Origin of the sequence: Pseudomonas rustica (assembly GCF_018336155.1) — a bacterium.
Classification (GTDB): domain Bacteria; phylum Pseudomonadota; class Gammaproteobacteria; order Pseudomonadales; family Pseudomonadaceae; genus Aquipseudomonas; species Aquipseudomonas rustica.
The window spans coordinates 60,123-75,013 of sequence record NZ_JAGYHF010000007.1; the positions used below are offsets into that span (position 1 = coordinate 60,123).

General features: G+C 58.9%; 17 protein-coding genes. 10 read left to right on the forward strand and 7 right to left on the reverse strand.

What is annotated here, in order from left to right:
- Positions 1–18: 18 nt before the first annotated feature.
- Positions 19–912, reverse strand: coding sequence for a LysR family transcriptional regulator (locus KFS80_RS14780; RefSeq protein WP_053118206.1), 894 nt, complete (start codon positions 910–912; stop codon positions 19–21).
- A 292-nt stretch (positions 913–1,204) separates the two neighbouring features.
- Here KFS80_RS14780 and speB point away from each other — a divergent pair, with 292 nt between their 5' ends.
- The 5 genes from speB (at position 1,205) to KFS80_RS14805 (ending at position 6,069) form a co-directional block, all read left to right on the forward strand.
- Positions 1,205–2,155, forward strand: a complete 951-nt coding sequence (gene speB, locus KFS80_RS14785; protein WP_008086245.1) for an agmatinase — start codon at positions 1,205–1,207, stop codon at positions 2,153–2,155.
- 10 nt (positions 2,156–2,165) lie between these two features.
- Positions 2,166–2,588 carry a YybH family protein gene (locus KFS80_RS14790; protein WP_053118199.1) on the forward strand — a complete coding sequence of 141 codons (423 nt, stop codon included), beginning with the start codon at positions 2,166–2,168 and terminating at the stop codon, positions 2,586–2,588.
- Between the two features lie 55 nt (positions 2,589–2,643).
- Positions 2,644–4,155 (forward strand): purine-cytosine permease family protein, encoded by a 1,512-nt coding sequence (locus KFS80_RS14795; RefSeq protein WP_159814646.1) that lies wholly within the window; start codon positions 2,644–2,646, stop codon positions 4,153–4,155.
- 155 nt (positions 4,156–4,310) lie between these two features.
- Positions 4,311–5,690, forward strand: a complete 1,380-nt coding sequence (locus KFS80_RS14800; protein WP_053118194.1) for a sodium:solute symporter family protein — start codon at positions 4,311–4,313, stop codon at positions 5,688–5,690.
- Positions 5,691–5,820: 130 nt separating this feature from the next.
- The gene (locus KFS80_RS14805; protein ID WP_212545166.1) at positions 5,821–6,069 is read left to right on the forward strand and encodes an acyl carrier protein; all 249 of its coding nucleotides are present in this window, start codon (positions 5,821–5,823) and stop codon (positions 6,067–6,069) included.
- 89 nt (positions 6,070–6,158) lie between these two features.
- Here the strand turns inward: KFS80_RS14805 and KFS80_RS27095 are convergent, their stop codons facing one another.
- The 4 genes from KFS80_RS27095 to KFS80_RS14820 form a co-directional block, all read right to left on the reverse strand.
- Positions 6,159–6,287, reverse strand: a complete 129-nt coding sequence (locus tag KFS80_RS27095) for a PA1414 family protein (protein ID WP_003184145.1) — start codon at positions 6,285–6,287, stop codon at positions 6,159–6,161.
- A 282-nt stretch (positions 6,288–6,569) separates the two neighbouring features.
- Positions 6,570–7,499, reverse strand: a complete 930-nt coding sequence (locus KFS80_RS14810; RefSeq protein WP_212545167.1) for a DMT family transporter — start codon at positions 7,497–7,499, stop codon at positions 6,570–6,572.
- A 252-nt stretch (positions 7,500–7,751) separates the two neighbouring features.
- The gene (locus KFS80_RS14815) at positions 7,752–8,150 is read right to left on the reverse strand and encodes a DUF2177 family protein (protein WP_212545168.1); all 399 of its coding nucleotides are present in this window, start codon (positions 8,148–8,150) and stop codon (positions 7,752–7,754) included.
- A gap of 103 nt (positions 8,151–8,253) precedes the next feature.
- Positions 8,254–9,090, reverse strand: coding sequence for a CvfB family protein (locus tag KFS80_RS14820; protein ID WP_053118186.1), 837 nt, complete (start codon positions 9,088–9,090; stop codon positions 8,254–8,256).
- Between the two features lie 340 nt (positions 9,091–9,430).
- Here KFS80_RS14820 and KFS80_RS14825 point away from each other — a divergent pair, with 340 nt between their 5' ends.
- The 3 genes from KFS80_RS14825 (at position 9,431) to KFS80_RS14835 (ending at position 11,502) form a co-directional block, all read left to right on the forward strand.
- Positions 9,431–9,619, forward strand: a complete 189-nt coding sequence (locus KFS80_RS14825) for a hypothetical protein (protein ID WP_016702300.1) — start codon at positions 9,431–9,433, stop codon at positions 9,617–9,619.
- Between the two features lie 217 nt (positions 9,620–9,836).
- Positions 9,837–10,553: a TorF family putative porin gene (locus tag KFS80_RS14830; RefSeq protein WP_053118184.1), complete on the forward strand. Its 717-nt coding sequence runs from the start codon at positions 9,837–9,839 to the stop codon at positions 10,551–10,553.
- A 76-nt stretch (positions 10,554–10,629) separates the two neighbouring features.
- Positions 10,630–11,502, forward strand: a complete 873-nt coding sequence (locus KFS80_RS14835; RefSeq protein ID WP_053118182.1) for a DUF6279 family lipoprotein — start codon at positions 10,630–10,632, stop codon at positions 11,500–11,502.
- A gap of 103 nt (positions 11,503–11,605) precedes the next feature.
- On the opposite strand, the gene KFS80_RS14840 is transcribed toward KFS80_RS14835, so the two are convergent.
- A complete protein-coding gene (locus KFS80_RS14840) occupies positions 11,606–11,998 on the reverse strand; it encodes a hypothetical protein (RefSeq protein ID WP_053118180.1) in 393 nt (130 codons plus the stop codon).
- A gap of 175 nt (positions 11,999–12,173) precedes the next feature.
- Here KFS80_RS14840 and KFS80_RS14845 point away from each other — a divergent pair, with 175 nt between their 5' ends.
- Positions 12,174–12,908, forward strand: coding sequence for a DUF899 domain-containing protein (locus KFS80_RS14845; RefSeq protein ID WP_212545169.1), 735 nt, complete (start codon positions 12,174–12,176; stop codon positions 12,906–12,908).
- 182 nt (positions 12,909–13,090) lie between these two features.
- Positions 13,091–13,366: a hypothetical protein gene (locus KFS80_RS14850; protein WP_053118177.1), complete on the forward strand. Its 276-nt coding sequence runs from the start codon at positions 13,091–13,093 to the stop codon at positions 13,364–13,366.
- Positions 13,367–13,456: 90 nt separating this feature from the next.
- On the opposite strand, the gene KFS80_RS14855 is transcribed toward KFS80_RS14850, so the two are convergent.
- Positions 13,457–14,797, reverse strand: a complete 1,341-nt coding sequence (locus KFS80_RS14855) for a DEAD/DEAH box helicase (RefSeq protein WP_053118174.1) — start codon at positions 14,795–14,797, stop codon at positions 13,457–13,459.
- Positions 14,798–14,891 lie beyond the last annotated feature (94 nt).

Consider the following 14,891-nt stretch of genomic DNA (forward strand, 5'->3'; position numbering starts at 1 on the left):
ACTTCTTTTTCCTACAAGCTAAGCCTGATTGAGCTGTGCTTTGAGCAAATCACGGAAAGTCTGGATCAGCGGCTCGCGGCTACGACCGCGACGCATGATCATCGAGAACGGCGCCTGATAACCGAACGTCGCCGGCAGCAGAACCCGCAAATCCCCTTTGTCGGCCCACGCCTGCGCGTAGTGCTCCGGCAAGTAACCAATGTAGGCGCCGGACAACACCAGAATCAGCTGCGCCTCCATACTTTCCACGGTCGCTGCGCTGTGCTTGAAACCGTGACGCGCCAGCTCGGCCTGACTCCAATAACCACGACCGACCATGCGCTGCTGGGTGATGACTTGTTCGGGGATGCGCCGCTCGTTGAACAAAGGATGGCGGCTGCTGCAATACAACCAGTGCTGTTCGCGGTACAGCGGCATGTAGACCAGACCGCTCATCCGTGTGGAGAACGCGCCGATGGCCAGATCGAGGCGATTGTCCTGCACGCCGAGTTGCAGTTCGTACGGGCTCATCACCGATAAGTGCAAATGCACCGCCGGGTGTTCCTGGCTGTAACCGCCGATGGCTTCGGCAAATGGCAGAGCCTTGTCGCTGACCGTGGAGTCGATCACGCCGAGGTTGAGCGTGCCGCGCAATTCGCCCTTGAGCGCGGCGGCGTATTGCTCGAACCCTTCGAGTTCGGCGAGCAGGCGCAGGGTTTCCTGATGGAACAGCTCACCCTTGCTGGTCAGGCTGAACCCGCCGCGTCCGCGATGGCACAGCACCAGACCGAGCGCGGCTTCGAGCTGGCTCATGTAGGTGCTGATCGCCGAGGTCGACAGGTTGAGTTCCTGCTGCGCATTGGCGAAACCCTGATGGCGCACGACGCTGACGAAGATGCGCAATAGTTTCAGGTCGGGTAAAGCGTTGGCCATGTCTACTCCAAGGATCGTTCCCACGCTCTGCGTGGGAATGCAGCCTGTGACGCTCTGCGTCACCTGCAAGTACGGCTGGACGCGGAGCGTCCGTAGATGCATTCCCACGCGGAGCATGGGAACGAGCCGGTGTGGAAGTCTGGCATTAGTTTAGAAAAATCTGAACTAAGTATTTGCCCGTAGCGATTCTTTCCCCTCACTACATTTCGCATCATCGGCCCCACAGCGGCGTCCGAACCTGTGCTCAACGGCGCGCCGATATAAATAAAACAAAGACGATGAGGCCCTACCCGTGGACAAGATTCTTCACCAACCACTGGGCGGCAACGAAATGCCGCGCTTCGGCGGCATCGCCACCATGCTCCGACTCCCCCATGTACCGACCGCTGCCGGCCTGGACGCTGCCTTCGTAGGCGTGCCACTGGACATCGGTACTTCGCTGCGCCCCGGCACCCGCTTCGGGCCACGCGACATTCGCACCGAATCGGTGATGATCCGCCCTTACAACATGGCGACCGGCGCTGCGCCATTCGACTCGCTGGCCGTGGCCGACATTGGCGACGTGGCGATCAACACCTTCAACCTGCTCGACGCCGTGCGCATCATCGAAGAAGCCTACGACAACATCCTCGAGCACAACGTGATCCCGATGACCCTGGGTGGCGACCACACCATCACCCTGCCGATCCTGCGGGCGATTCATAAGAAGCACGGCAAGGTCGGTCTGGTGCACATCGATGCCCACGCGGACGTCAACGATCACATGTTCGGCGAGAAAATCGCCCACGGCACCACCTTCCGCCGCGCGGTTGAAGAAGGTCTGCTCGATTGTGATCGCGTCGTGCAGATCGGTCTGCGCGCTCAGGGTTACACCGCTGACGACTTCAACTGGAGCCGCGATCAGGGTTTCCGCGTGGTTCAGGCTGAAGAGTGCTGGCACAAGTCGCTGGCACCGCTGATGGCTGAAGTGCGCGAGAAAGTCGGCGGCGGCCCGGTGTACCTGAGCTTCGACATCGACGGCATCGATCCGGCCTGGGCACCTGGCACCGGCACCCCGGAAATCGGCGGTCTGACGACCATTCAGGCGATTGAAATCGTTCGCGGCTGCCAAGGCCTCGACTTGATCGGTTGCGATCTGGTAGAAGTCTCGCCCGCTTACGACACCACCGGCAACACCTCGCTGCTGGCCGCCAACCTGCTGTACGAAATGCTCTGCGTACTGCCTGGCGTGGTTCACCGCTGAGGGTTGCGTCATGAACGAACGTGATCAGGTTCTGCAAGCGGCCGCCGAACTGGTGGCTGCCTTTGCCCGTAACGATCGCGAGGCTTACTTCGGCGCGTTCAGCGCCGATGCAAGTTTCGTTTTCTACACCCTCGAACAGCCGTTGCTGTCGCGCGATGCCTATCAGGCCTTGTGGGACAGCTGGCGCGCCGAGGATGGCTTCGAGGTGCTTGCGTGCACCTCGAGCAACGCCTTCGTCAGCCTGCAAGGTGACGTGGCGATTTTCATCCATGACGTGGCCACCGAGCTGCGCATGCAAGGGGAGCAACACTTCAGCCAGGAGCGCGAGACGATTGTTTTCAAGAAACAAGCGTCGAGCCTAGAACAACAAGGCCATTGGCTGGCCTGCCACGAACATTTGTCCGCGATGCCGGAAGGGCTGCCATCCCCTTAGCCAAAACAGGTGACGCTCACGAACGATGAGCGCGCCTTTGTGATCGGAGCAGATCATGAATAACAACAACAACGAAAAAAGCCTTAGCAGCATTGAAACAAACGGGGTCGAACAGATCCCGGACCATGAGCGCGACGCCCGACCCAGCGACCTGTTTCGCTTGATCTTCGGCGGCGCCAATACCTTCGCCACCGCCGTGCTCGGCAGTTTCCCGGTGCTGTTCGGTCTGTCTTTTCAGGCCGGCGTCTGGGCGATTGTGCTGGGCGTGGTGGTCGGTGCGCTGATCCTTGCGCCGATGGGCCTGTTCGGCCCGCTCAACGGCACCAACAATGCTGTGTCATCGGGTGCGCATTTCGGTGTGCACGGGCGGATCGTCGGCTCGTTCCTGTCGTTGTTGACGGCGATCGCGTTCTTCTCACTGTCGGTGTGGAGTTCGGGTGACGCGCTGGTCGGTGGTGCCAAACGTCTGATCGGCCTGCCGGAAACCGACCTGACCCTGGGTCTGGCCTACGGCTTGTTCGCGTTGCTGGTACTCACCGTGTGCATCTACGGCTTCCGCATCATGCTGTGGGTCAACCGCATCGCGGTGTGGGCCGCGAGCCTGTTGTTCCTGCTCGGCATTTTCGCCTTTGCCCCCGCCTTCGACAGCCAGTACGCCGGCAGCGTGGCCCTCGGCCAGGCAGGTTTCTGGGCGGCGTTTATCGGCGCCGCGCTGGTGGCGATGAGCAACCCGATTTCCTTTGGCGCCTTCCTCGGCGACTGGTCACGCTACATCCCGCGTACAACCCCGAAAGCCCGGATCATGCTGGCGGTGATCGCGGCACAGTTGGCAACCCTGATTCCGTTTCTGTTCGGCCTGACCACCGCGACCATCGTCGCGATCAAGGCGCCGGACTACATCGCGGCGAACAACTATGTCGGTGGTTTGCTGGCGGTGTCGCCGAGCTGGTTCTTCCTGCCTGTGTGCCTGATTGCGGTGATCGGCGGCATGTCCACCGGCACCACGTCGCTGTATGGCACCGGGCTGGACATGTCCAGCGTGTTCCCGCGCGTGCTGTCGCGGGTGAAAGCGACGCTGTTGATCGGCGTGCTGTCGATTGCCTTTATCTTCATCGGTCGCTTTGCGGCGAACCTGGTGCAGAGCGTGTCGACCTTCGCCGTGCTGATCATCACCTGCACCACGCCATGGATGGTGATCATGATCATCGGCCTGTTGGTACGTCGCGGTTTCTACTGCCCGGATGACCTGCAAGTGTTCACGCGCGGCGAACAGGGCGGACGCTACTGGTTCAACCACGGCTGGAACTGGCGCGGTCTGGGCGCATGGATCCCGAGCGCGGCGGTCGGCCTGTGCTTCGTCAACCTGCCGGGGCAATTCGTTGGCCCGCTGGGTGAAATGGCCGGCGGCATCGACATCAGCTTGCCAGTGACCCTGGGCCTGGCTTCGGTGGTGTACCTGACGCTGCTGAGCCTGTTCCCGGAACCGCGGGAAGTGTTCGGCCCGAAGGATGCACGGAGCCAAGGCGCGGAGTCGCCGGTTAAAGCGGCAATGCGACAAGCCGCCTGAACAAACGCCTATCCCCTGTGGGAGCGAGCTTGCTCGCGAAAGCGATCTGTCAGTCACATCAGTGTTGAATGTGCCGACGCCTTCGCGAGCAAGCTCGCTCCCACAGGAGACTGAATTCAGCCTCACATAAAAAAGACAATCGGAGACACGCCATCATGGCTTTGGATTTATTCGTCGTCCTCATCTACGCAGCCGGCATGCTTTTGCTCGGCTATTTCGGCATGCGCAAGGCCAAAACCAACGAGGACTTTCTGGTCGCCGGTCGTAACCTCGGCCCAAGCTTGTACATGGGCACCATGGCCGCTACCGTGCTCGGTGGTGCGTCCACCGTCGGCACCGTTCGCCTCGGTTATGTGCATGGCATCTCCGGTTTCTGGCTGTGCGCCGCGCTGGGTTGCGGGATTCTCGCGCTGAACCTGTTTCTGGCCAAACCGCTGCTGAAACTGAAGATTTACACCGTTACCCAAGTGCTGGAAAAGCGCTACAACCCGATGGCTCGCTCGGCCTCCGCGCTGATCATGCTGGCCTACGCACTGATGATCGGCGTGACCTCGATCCTCGCGATCGGCACCGTTCTGCAAGTGCTGTTCGACCTGCCGTTCTGGGTCTCGGTACTGGTCGGTGGTGGCGTGGTGGTGATCTACTCGGCGATCGGCGGCATGTGGTCGCTGACCCTGACCGACATCGTCCAGTTCATCATCAAGACCGTTGGCCTGATGTTCATCCTGTTGCCAATCTGCCTGTACCGCGTGGGCGGTTGGGACGAGTTGGTGCTGAAGTTGCCGGCCACCGCGTTCAACTTCACCACGATCGGTTGGGACACGATCATCACCTACTTCATGATCTACTTCTTCGGCATTCTGATCGGTCAGGACATCTGGCAACGGGTGTTCACCGTCAAGAACGAAAAAGTCGCCAAGTACGCCGGTAGCGCCGCCGGCATCTACTGCATCATCTACGGCCTGGCCTGCGCCCTGATCGGCATGGCGGCACACGTGCTGATTCCTGATCTGTCCAACGTCAACAATGCCTTCGCCGCCATCGTCAAACTGTCGCTGCCGGACGGCATCCGGGGTCTGGTGATCGCGGCTGCACTGGCCGCCATGATGTCTACCGCCAGCGCCGGCCTGCTCGCCGCTGCCACCACCATTACCGAAGACCTGCTGCCGAAACTGCGCGGCGGTAAACAATCGAGCCTGGGCATCAACCGCCTGTTCACCCTGCTGACCGGTGTTGTGGTGCTGGGTATCGCTCTGGTGGTAAACGATGTGATCAGCGCGCTGACCCTCGCTTACAACCTGTTGGTCGGCGGCATGTTGATCCCGTTGATCGGGGCGATCTTCTGGAAACGCGCAACCACCGCCGGCGCCATCGCCAGCATGGGTCTGGGTTTCGCCACCGCCCTGTTGTTCATGATCAAGGACGGCCTCGATGCCAACACGCCGATCTACTACAGCCTGGCTGTGGGCCTGATCAGTTTCGTGGTGGTCAGCCTGGTCTCCCCTCGCCCGGCAACCGTGGCGAGCGCGATCTAAGCTTGATGTAACGACTTGATGCTTTCTTCGACGGGTGTGGCGTCGGTTGCCACACCCGTTTTTTTCGTCTGTAGAAAAGTGCTGATGAAGATGCTTCACTCAGGCAGAACAACGACTAGAAAAAACTGCCATGAGAAGAGCTGCCGTGCGTGCCGCCGTGCACCGGTTCATCCGCCGTCTGCTGGAGAACCGCGACTTCAACGACCACACCAGCCTGGTGCAATTGGGGTTGGAAAAGGCCGATATCGAGGATTTGATCTTTCATCTGGAAGATGAATTCGGACTGACGGCATTCACCGCCGAAGAAGACCGCATGCTCAAGACCGCGAAGACCGCGAATGACTTGAGCCGGTTTTTAATAGAGATTGGGCGGCATTGAAAGCAAAAGATCGCAGCCTTCGGCAGCTCCTACACTAATCCATGTAGGAGCTGCCGAAGGCTGCGATCTCTTGATCCTTAAAGAGGCACTTACCGCCGGCGCGGCTGGCGGCGACGCTGCTCGTCATCGGTGCGGATCGGGACAGGTTGCAGAGGCGGTTCGATCAAGCCGAGGGCAACACCCAAGTCGTGCAGCCAGTTTTGAATTTTCTCTTTCATCGTCATGCCCCCTTCAGGGTGGTGCTGAGCGACCGGAATTCTGAGGCCGCTTCGCACTGATAATAGTCCGAAGTCCTACGCAATGCTCGGCGAAATCCGCAATGATCTGTTACTGAATGGAACAGAATCTGCAGCCATTGGTTCAAGCCGTTTCTCGCACATCCGCCGAAGCCGCGGGATAGACAGCCTGCAGCACTTCTAAACACGCATTCGGATTGGCCCCGACCCTGCCTTTGGCCACATGAGCCATGTTGTCGCACCCCCTGAATGCTCGGCCAGCGGCTACTGACCCAGCGCTTTGCGCAAACGCCGACGCACCCACTGTTCGGCGCTGACGAAGGTGATGCCGAGCAACACCAGCACGGCGCCGATGATGAAGTTCAGGCTCAGCTCTTCGCCGAGCAGAATCACGCCGAAGGTCACGCCGAACAGCGGCGTCATAAACGAAAACACCGCGAGATTGGCCGCCAGATACCGACGCAACAGCCAGAACCACACCAGGTAACTGAAGAACGACACCACCAGCCCTTGGAACAGCACACTGGCCACCGCCACCGTGGTCAGGTTGACGTGAGTGATCTGGCCGCTGAACAGCGCGATCAACAACAGCCCGACGAAACCGACCATCAATTGATAGAACAGGGTCAAGGTCACCGGCGCGTCGGATAAGCGCGAGGCACGCACGACCACGGTGGTCGCGCCCCAACAGGCACCGGCCAGAATCCCGAAGAAGTCACCGAGCAGCATGTTCCGGTCGAGGTTGTCCCACGACACGCCGCCAGCGAAGGCAATCGCGATGCCGATGAAGGCGAGCAGAATCCCCAGCCATTGCAACGGCCGCAGACGCTCGCTGGCCAGCAGAAAATGCACGCCCAACGCGGTGAAGATCGGCGCGGTGTAGAGGAATACCGACATGTGCGCGGCCGTGGTCAGTTGCAGGCCTTCGGAGATAAAGAAAAATTCCAGACCGAACAGCGCACCGGCGAGCAAACCGCCGCGCCAGGTGTTGCCGACCTGATCCCAACCGCCCTTCCAGCAGATCAACAATCCTACAAGCAACGCGGAAATGCCTGACCGCCCCGCCGCCTGCATCACCGGTGCAATGTCCGGCGCGGCCCATTTGATCATGACTTGCTGCACGCCCCAGATCAGGCACAGGCCGATCATCACTTGCAGGGCAAACCGGTCGGCATTGCGCCGCTCGACACTCACCGCAACACCTCGAACACACACAACATGGCAGGCCATCCAATGGTCAGAAAACAGTGTTGGGGATTATCAATGAGTCGAGGGGAAAAAGGCGTCTGGAAAAGACATTTGTTTCTTCTGTAGCGTCAGCGGTGAATGGCCGTCGGCTGCGCCGCCATTCGCGAGCAAGCCCGCTCCCACAATGGCAACGCATTTCCCTGTAGGAGCGAGCCTGCTCGCGAAGAGGCCCTCACTGCCACCCCATATGAAGGATCATCAGCGCCGGCCAAACCGCCTCGCCACCAAATACCCAACCGCACAAGCCACAGCCGTCGCCACCATCCCCCACACCCAATCCATCAACGTCACCTGCACCGACCACCCACGTAACGTCGCCCAATTCGTCAGGTCATACGTCCCATACGCCACCAGCCCCAGCAACGCCCCCCTCTTCATCGCCCACTGCCAACTCAGCGCGGGCAACACTACAAACACCACACAACCCAAAACATACAGGCAATAAAAAACCGCGGCCGGTAACAGCAGCGGTTTTTCCAGCATCAGCGAACCGAGCAGTTCGCGGTAGGTCGGCGCCATCAACAGCCCCAGCCAGATGCCGTCGAGCAGAAGAAACGTCAGCAGCGTGGCGACGTAGGCAATCAGCGATCTTTTCATCACACCACCCTCAATGTAGGAGCTGCCGCAGGCTGCGATCTTTTGACCTTGAAGATCAACAGATCGCAGCCTGCGGCAGCTCCTACATGGGGCTGGCGTGGGCTCAGGTTAGTTCAATGCGATCGGCATGAATAACGATCTTGCCTTCCTTGTACAGCGAACCGATGGCCTTCTTGAAGTTGCCTTTGCTGACGCCGAACAGGCTGCTGATCAGCGCCGGATCGCTCTTGTCGCTGACCGGCAGCGTGCCGTCGTTGTCACGCAACTTGGCGAGAATCTTCGAGTTGAGGCTGCTCGCTGCTTCCTGACCCACCGGTTGCAGGCTCAGGGCAATCTTGCCGTCGGCGCGCACTTCCTTGATGTAGCCCTTCTCGCTCATGCCGGCGCGCATGAACTTGAAGATTTCGTTCTTGTGGATCAAACCCCAGTGCTTGTTGTTGATGATCGCCTTGAAGCCCATGTCGGTGGCTTCGGCGACCAGCAGATCAACTTCCTGGCCCTGGCTGTAATTGGCCGGGGTTTTGTCGAGATAGCGATCCAGCCGCGCGGTGGCGGTGATGCGGCGGGTGTGCTTGTCGAGGTAGACGTGCACCACGCAGTACTCGCCGGCGGTCATCTGGCGCTTTTCTTCGGAATACGGCAGCAACAGATCCTTCGGCAGCCCCCAATCGAGGAACACACCAATGCTGTTGACTTCAACAACTTTCAGACTGGCAAATTCGCCGACCTGAACTTTTGGTTTCTCTGTGGTAGCGAGAAGTTTGTCTTCGCTGTCCAGATAAACAAAAACGTTGAGCCAATCTTCATCTTCGCTGGGAATATCTTTAGGGATATAACGGTTAGGCAAAAGAATCTCGCCGTCCGCACCGCCGTCCAGATATAAACCGAAGTTAGTGTGTTTAACCACTTGCAAACTGTTGTAACGCCCGACTAAAGCCATTTCCAGAACCCTCATTACGTGGGCGGCATTCTACCCGTTTTTGCCGTGAACGTTCGCCGGCAGATCCTCGGTTTCGGCTAAATCTGCGCCACGCCTTGATTTTCCTTGATCGCCGACGAGCGAGGTGCCGCTCGTCAGTCTGTCAGCGAGGGTTTCAGCCGCGACATAATGTCCCGCCAAACAGCAATGATCTTATTTAAAACAGCAGGTTAGCTGGATATTCCAATTAATTAACCGCGAATAATGCAGCGCTGCACTGGGTTATTCCCGGGGATATTTACCAAGCAATTGTCAAGTAATTACTGTACGATGCCTGGCCGAGTTACTTTTCTACAGGTTAATGGCCGCCATGCGTGTAAAAGCATCCAACAGCAAAGCAAAGCCAGCTCCAGCCGTTGAAACCAGCGAATCGATCAACGATCAAATCGCAGCGTTCCTCAAGTCCGGCGGCGAGATCCAGCAAATTGCCAAAGGCGTCAGTGGCCAGACGTTCGGCCCGTCCAAGCAGATCAGCCTGGGCAAGAAGTAACACCCGGTTTTACACCCGTCCAGAGGCGCTTTGAGCTTCGAAGCGCCTGGACTGGCACCGCCCAACACCCTCCCCGTTTTAAACATCCCAGATATCAAATATTCAGAAATCGACGAACGGCCTTCAATGCCGAGCATTCGCCGGTATCCTTGCACGCGTCTAGATCAAGCGTTTCAGCAGGCCCGCCGTCCTGCGCTCGCTGTTCATGGAGTGACGCATGCGCACATCTTCCTGTTTATTGCTTGTAGGCCTGCTCGCGGCAACGACCGCGCACGCGCAGATTTTCCAGCGTGAACTCGGTGATTTCGACCTCAAGCTCGGCACCACACCCAGCCGGAGCATGGCGCAAGGCCTGGTCAAACCGGCGGCGGTCGGTTCGTTCCACGGCGGTCTCGATCTGAGCCACGACAGTGGCCTCTACGTCGGTCAGTACGCGCCGAGCATGGGCATCTCGCCGGGCAAGAACCTTGAAATCGACTCCTACGTCGGCTTTAAACAACCATTCGATCAGTTGCTCGGCTACGAAGTCGGGATGATTCATTACAGCTATCCGAAGGTCGACACCCTCGACAGCCAGGAAGTGTTCGGTGGCCTGACCCTGCTCGGCAGCCGCTTCGGCATCGCGCTGAGCAACGACCCGGATAAACAGAACAACACCCTTTTCGCCGACCTTGGCGGCAATCAGCCGTTCGGCATCGGCGTCAGCATGAAATACACCACCCACCAGTTGAACTCGCCAGTAGCGGTGGACGGCGGCTACGTCAGTAGTTTTACCGATTGGTCGGTGAAATTTTCCCGCCCGGTGATGGGCGTCGATCTCGACCTCATCTACAGCAACTCCAGCCTCAGCGGCAGCGATTGCTCGGCCTACTCTGGCCACAACAGCCAGTGCGACGGCCTCGTCACGCTCAAGGCCGAACGCGCCTTCTATTGATCGGCTGAACTGCCGGGCTCATTCTGCGTTCACATAAACATCAGACCCTCAGGCTGGCCATCGCAAGGATTCGCCCATGTCTCGCTGGTTCAAGCACATTGCCGCGCTATTGATGTTCACCCTCGCCCTCGGCGCCTGCAGCCGCGTCGGCCTGGCCTATCGCAACCTCGACGTGATCATTCCGTGGACGCTCGGCGACTACGTCGACATGAACGGCGAGCAGAAAGACTGGTTCAACGAGCGCCTCAAGGAACACCTGAACTGGCACTGCACCACGCAGTTGCCGGGTTACCTCGACTGGCTGGATCGCTTGCAAACCATGGTCGAGACCAATCAGGTCACCGACGCCGCCCTGCAAGCGCGCACCGCCGAAGCCAAGCAAGCCATCGCCGAAACCGCGAAAGAGATCACCCCGTCGGCCATCGAATTGCTGCAAGGTCTGGACGACAAGCAAGTGGCGGAGATGAATGAAGCGTTCGCCAAGGACTTGCGCAAACGCCAGCAGGATTACGTCAATCCGCCGCTGGCCCAGCAGATCAAGGAACGTGGCGAGCGCATGACCAAACGCCTCAACGACTGGCTCGGCCCGCTCAGCCCTACGCAAGAACAGCGCGTAGTGGCCTGGACTAACGCTCTCGGCGATCAGAACACCCAGTGGATCGCCAACCGTGCGCATTGGCAAAAGCAGTTCAGTGCCGCCGTGGCGCAACGCAAGAGTGCAGAATTCCCACAGCGTATCGAGACGCTTCTGGTGAATCGCGAGAGCTTATGGACAGCGGATTACCGCAAGGCCTACGCCGATACCGAAGCGCAGGCACGCTCGTTGTTCGTTGATTTGATGGCGGAGAGCACGCCGCAGCAGCGTCAGCGCTTATTGAAAAAAATCGAAGGCGTACGCAAAGACTTCAACGACCTCAAATGTCTGAAGGCCGCACAAAAGTCCTTGTAGGAGCAGAGCTTGCTCGCGAAAGCGGTCTGTCATTCAACAATAACGTTGGGGCTGACGACGCCTTCGCGAGCAAGCTCGGCTCCTGCAGGATCGCGGTCAACTTTTAGGCGATCTGGGCTTTGGAGGCGACTTCATCAAACGTCGCTTCATCCAGCGCATCGGCCTGCTCATCCAGCACCTGACGCGGGTGGTCATTGCCGGGAATGCTGCTGTCGATCAGGCTCAGCAAGCTCGAACCGCGCGGGGTCAGAGAAAAATTGTTGCCGGTGCTGCCCTCTTCATCCGGACGCGGCTGGATAAAACCGCGCAGAAGCAACAGCCGTTCATAGTCGCAGGCCACCGTTTTCAGGTGATCCAGATTCTCGATCGGCTCGCCGGCGCTGGCTTTCTCCGCCGCGTAATCCTCAGCGTAGGCGCGAGGGGCGAAGCTGTGGCCGGCGCTGTTTTGCACTTCGTGCAGCAAGCGTTCAATCAAATCCCAGTTATAAGTTGTCATCCTGATTCAACCTCCGGTGCGCATGATTTGGGGCGCGTACCTAGGTTGTGACCGGAGCCTGACGCAGCCGTTCAGCTGTATTTCCTTCAACGACCGACCGGCGGTCTGTCGATTTCCCGGCGGGTTGAACGACTAGTCTGAAACAGACGGTTTCAACCCCGCAGGAGAAATCATCATGAACGTTGAGAACCATCCGGTGGTGTCGCGTGAAGCATGGCTCGCCGCCCGCAAACAACATCTGGAACACGAAAAAGCCTTCACCAAAGAGCGCGATCGCCTCAGCGCTGAACGCCGCGCCTTGCCTTGGGTGAAAGTCGACAAGGACTACCACTTCCAGGGCCCGAACGGCGAATTGAAGCTGGCAGACCTGTTTGGCGACCACAGCCAATTGGTCGTTTACCACTTCATGTTCGCCAAGGATTGGGAGGAAGGCTGCCAGGGCTGCTCGTTCCTCAGCGACCACATCGACGGCGCCAACCAGCATTTGGCCCATCACGATATCGCCGTGGTTGCGGTGTCCCACGCACCGTTTAACCAGTTTCAAGACTTCAAAAAACGCATGGGCTGGAAGTTTGACTGGGTATCCTCAGAAGGCTGCGACTTCAACTATGACTTCGGCGTATGCGCCCGTGCCGAGGATGTTGCCGCCGGAAAGGCTACGTACAACTACGAAAAAACTGACAGCGCAGAGGAAGAAATGCCCGGGCTGAGCGTGTTTTACAAGGACAAGGCCGGAAACATCTTCCACACCTATTCGACCTACGCTCGGGGTCTGGACATGCTCGTTGGCGCCTACAACTACCTCGACCTGACGCCGAAGGGCCGCAATGAAGACGAGATCATGGAATGGGTGCGGCATCATGATCGGTATGAAGGCGCGACAAAATCCAGCTGCTGCCACGGCAAATGATCGCCCTTTGTGGGAGTGGGCTTGCTCGCGAAAGCGGTATGTCAGCCAATATTCATGGTGATTGACACGACGCTTTCGCGAGCAGGCTCGCTCCCACAGGTTCTGCCACAGTTTCTGAACTTTTCACAGGCTTTGCCCCTCAACCGGTTAACCCGCCTTAACCGGAACTGAGGCCTGCCCCCATGAAAACCCTGATCAAGCTCACCCTCGCCGCCACCCTTGCCTGCGCCCTGCCCGTCTGGGCCTGCACGCCTGAGGAGGCGACCGCCAAACGTGAACAACTGGCCAAAGAGGTCACCAAGCTCACTGAACAGAATCCGGCCAAGGCCAAAGAGATCAATGCCGAGTTGCAGAAAATGGATCTGGGCACGGCCAGCGCGGATCTGCCGGACAAGTGCCAGTTGATTGATCAGCGCTTGAAAGAGTTGGGTACGGCGGAGAAGAAGGCGGAAGGCTAAAGCGAAGATCGCAGCCTTCGGCAGCTCCTACAGAGGGGCTAAAAAAAAACCCGGACATTGTCCGGGTTTTTTCTGTGCGCCTGAAAAGTCTTACTCAGCCGCTGGCTCTGCCGGCTTGCGACGCTTGAGCGGGGCCATGCCGTCGCTGCTCACCAATGAGTCCGGCTTCGGACGGTTAGCGCTCTTGCGCTTGGTCGGCGTCTTGGCGGCAGTTTTCTTCTTGTCGCCCTTGGCGTCGGTCTTTTTCTTCTTCACGCCAACGGCTTTACCCGAGGCCTTGACCTTTTTCGGCCCGCCGTAGGTGCCTTTGACTTCCTTGACGGTGCGGCGCTCGAAGCTCTGCTTCAAGTAGCGCTCGATGCTCGACATCAGGTTCCAGTCGCCGTGGCAGATCAGCGAGATCGCCAGGCCGTCGTTACCGGCACGGCCGGTACGACCGATACGGTGCACGTACTCGTCGCCGCTGCGGGGCATGTCGAAGTTGATCACCATGTCCAGACCATCAACGTCCAGACCACGGGCCGCCACGTCGGTGGCCACGAGGATCTTCACGCCGCCCTGCTTCAGACGGTCGATCGCCAGTTTGCGATCCTTCTGGTCTTTCTCGCCGTGCAGCACGAACGCTTTGTATTCCTGAGCCACGAGGCGGCCGTAGATGCGGTCGGCCATGGCGCGGGTGTTGGTGAAGATGATCGCCTTCTGATAGGTCTCGTTGGCCAGCAGCCAGTTCACAATCTGCTCTTTGTGCTGATTGTGGTCGGCGGTGATGATTTGCTGACGAGTGGTCGAGTTCAGCTGGCTGACCGCGTTGAGCTGCAAGTGCTCAGGGTTATTCAGCACTTTGGCGATCATCTCGCGCAGGCCGGAACCACCGGTGGTGGCCGAGAACAGCATGGTTTGCTGACGGTTCGTGCATTCGTCGACCAGACGCTGAACGTCTTCGGAGAAGCCCATGTCGAGCATGCGGTCGGCTTCGTCGAGCACCAGCACTTCGACTTCTTTCAAATCGAGGTTGCCGGCGTTGAGTTGCTCGATCATGCGGCCCGGGGTGCCGATGAGGATGTCCGGCACTTTGCGCAGCATCGCGGCCTGTACCTTGAAGTCTTCACCGCCAGTGATCAGGCCGGATTTGATGAAGGTGAACTGCGAGAAACGCTCAACTTCCTTCAGGGTTTGCTGGGCCAGCTCGCGGGTCGGCAGCAGGATCAGCGTCTTGATGCTGACGCGAACCTTGGCCGGGCCGATCAGGCGATTGAGGATTGGCAGAACGAAAGCGGCGGTTTTGCCGCTACCGGTTTGCGCAGTCACCCGCAAATCACGCCCTTGGAGCGCCAGCGGGATGGCCGCGGCTTGCACAGGCGTTGGCTCGACAAATTTCAGCTCGGCCACAGCTTTAAGCAGGCGTTCGTGCAGGGCGAATTGGGAAAACACGGGTGCTACCTCGAAGATATGCAAAAAAACAGCTGCATAGGTTACCGGTTTCGAGCGCTCAGGCCGAGTTTCTTTATGCAAACGGCAGCAATCA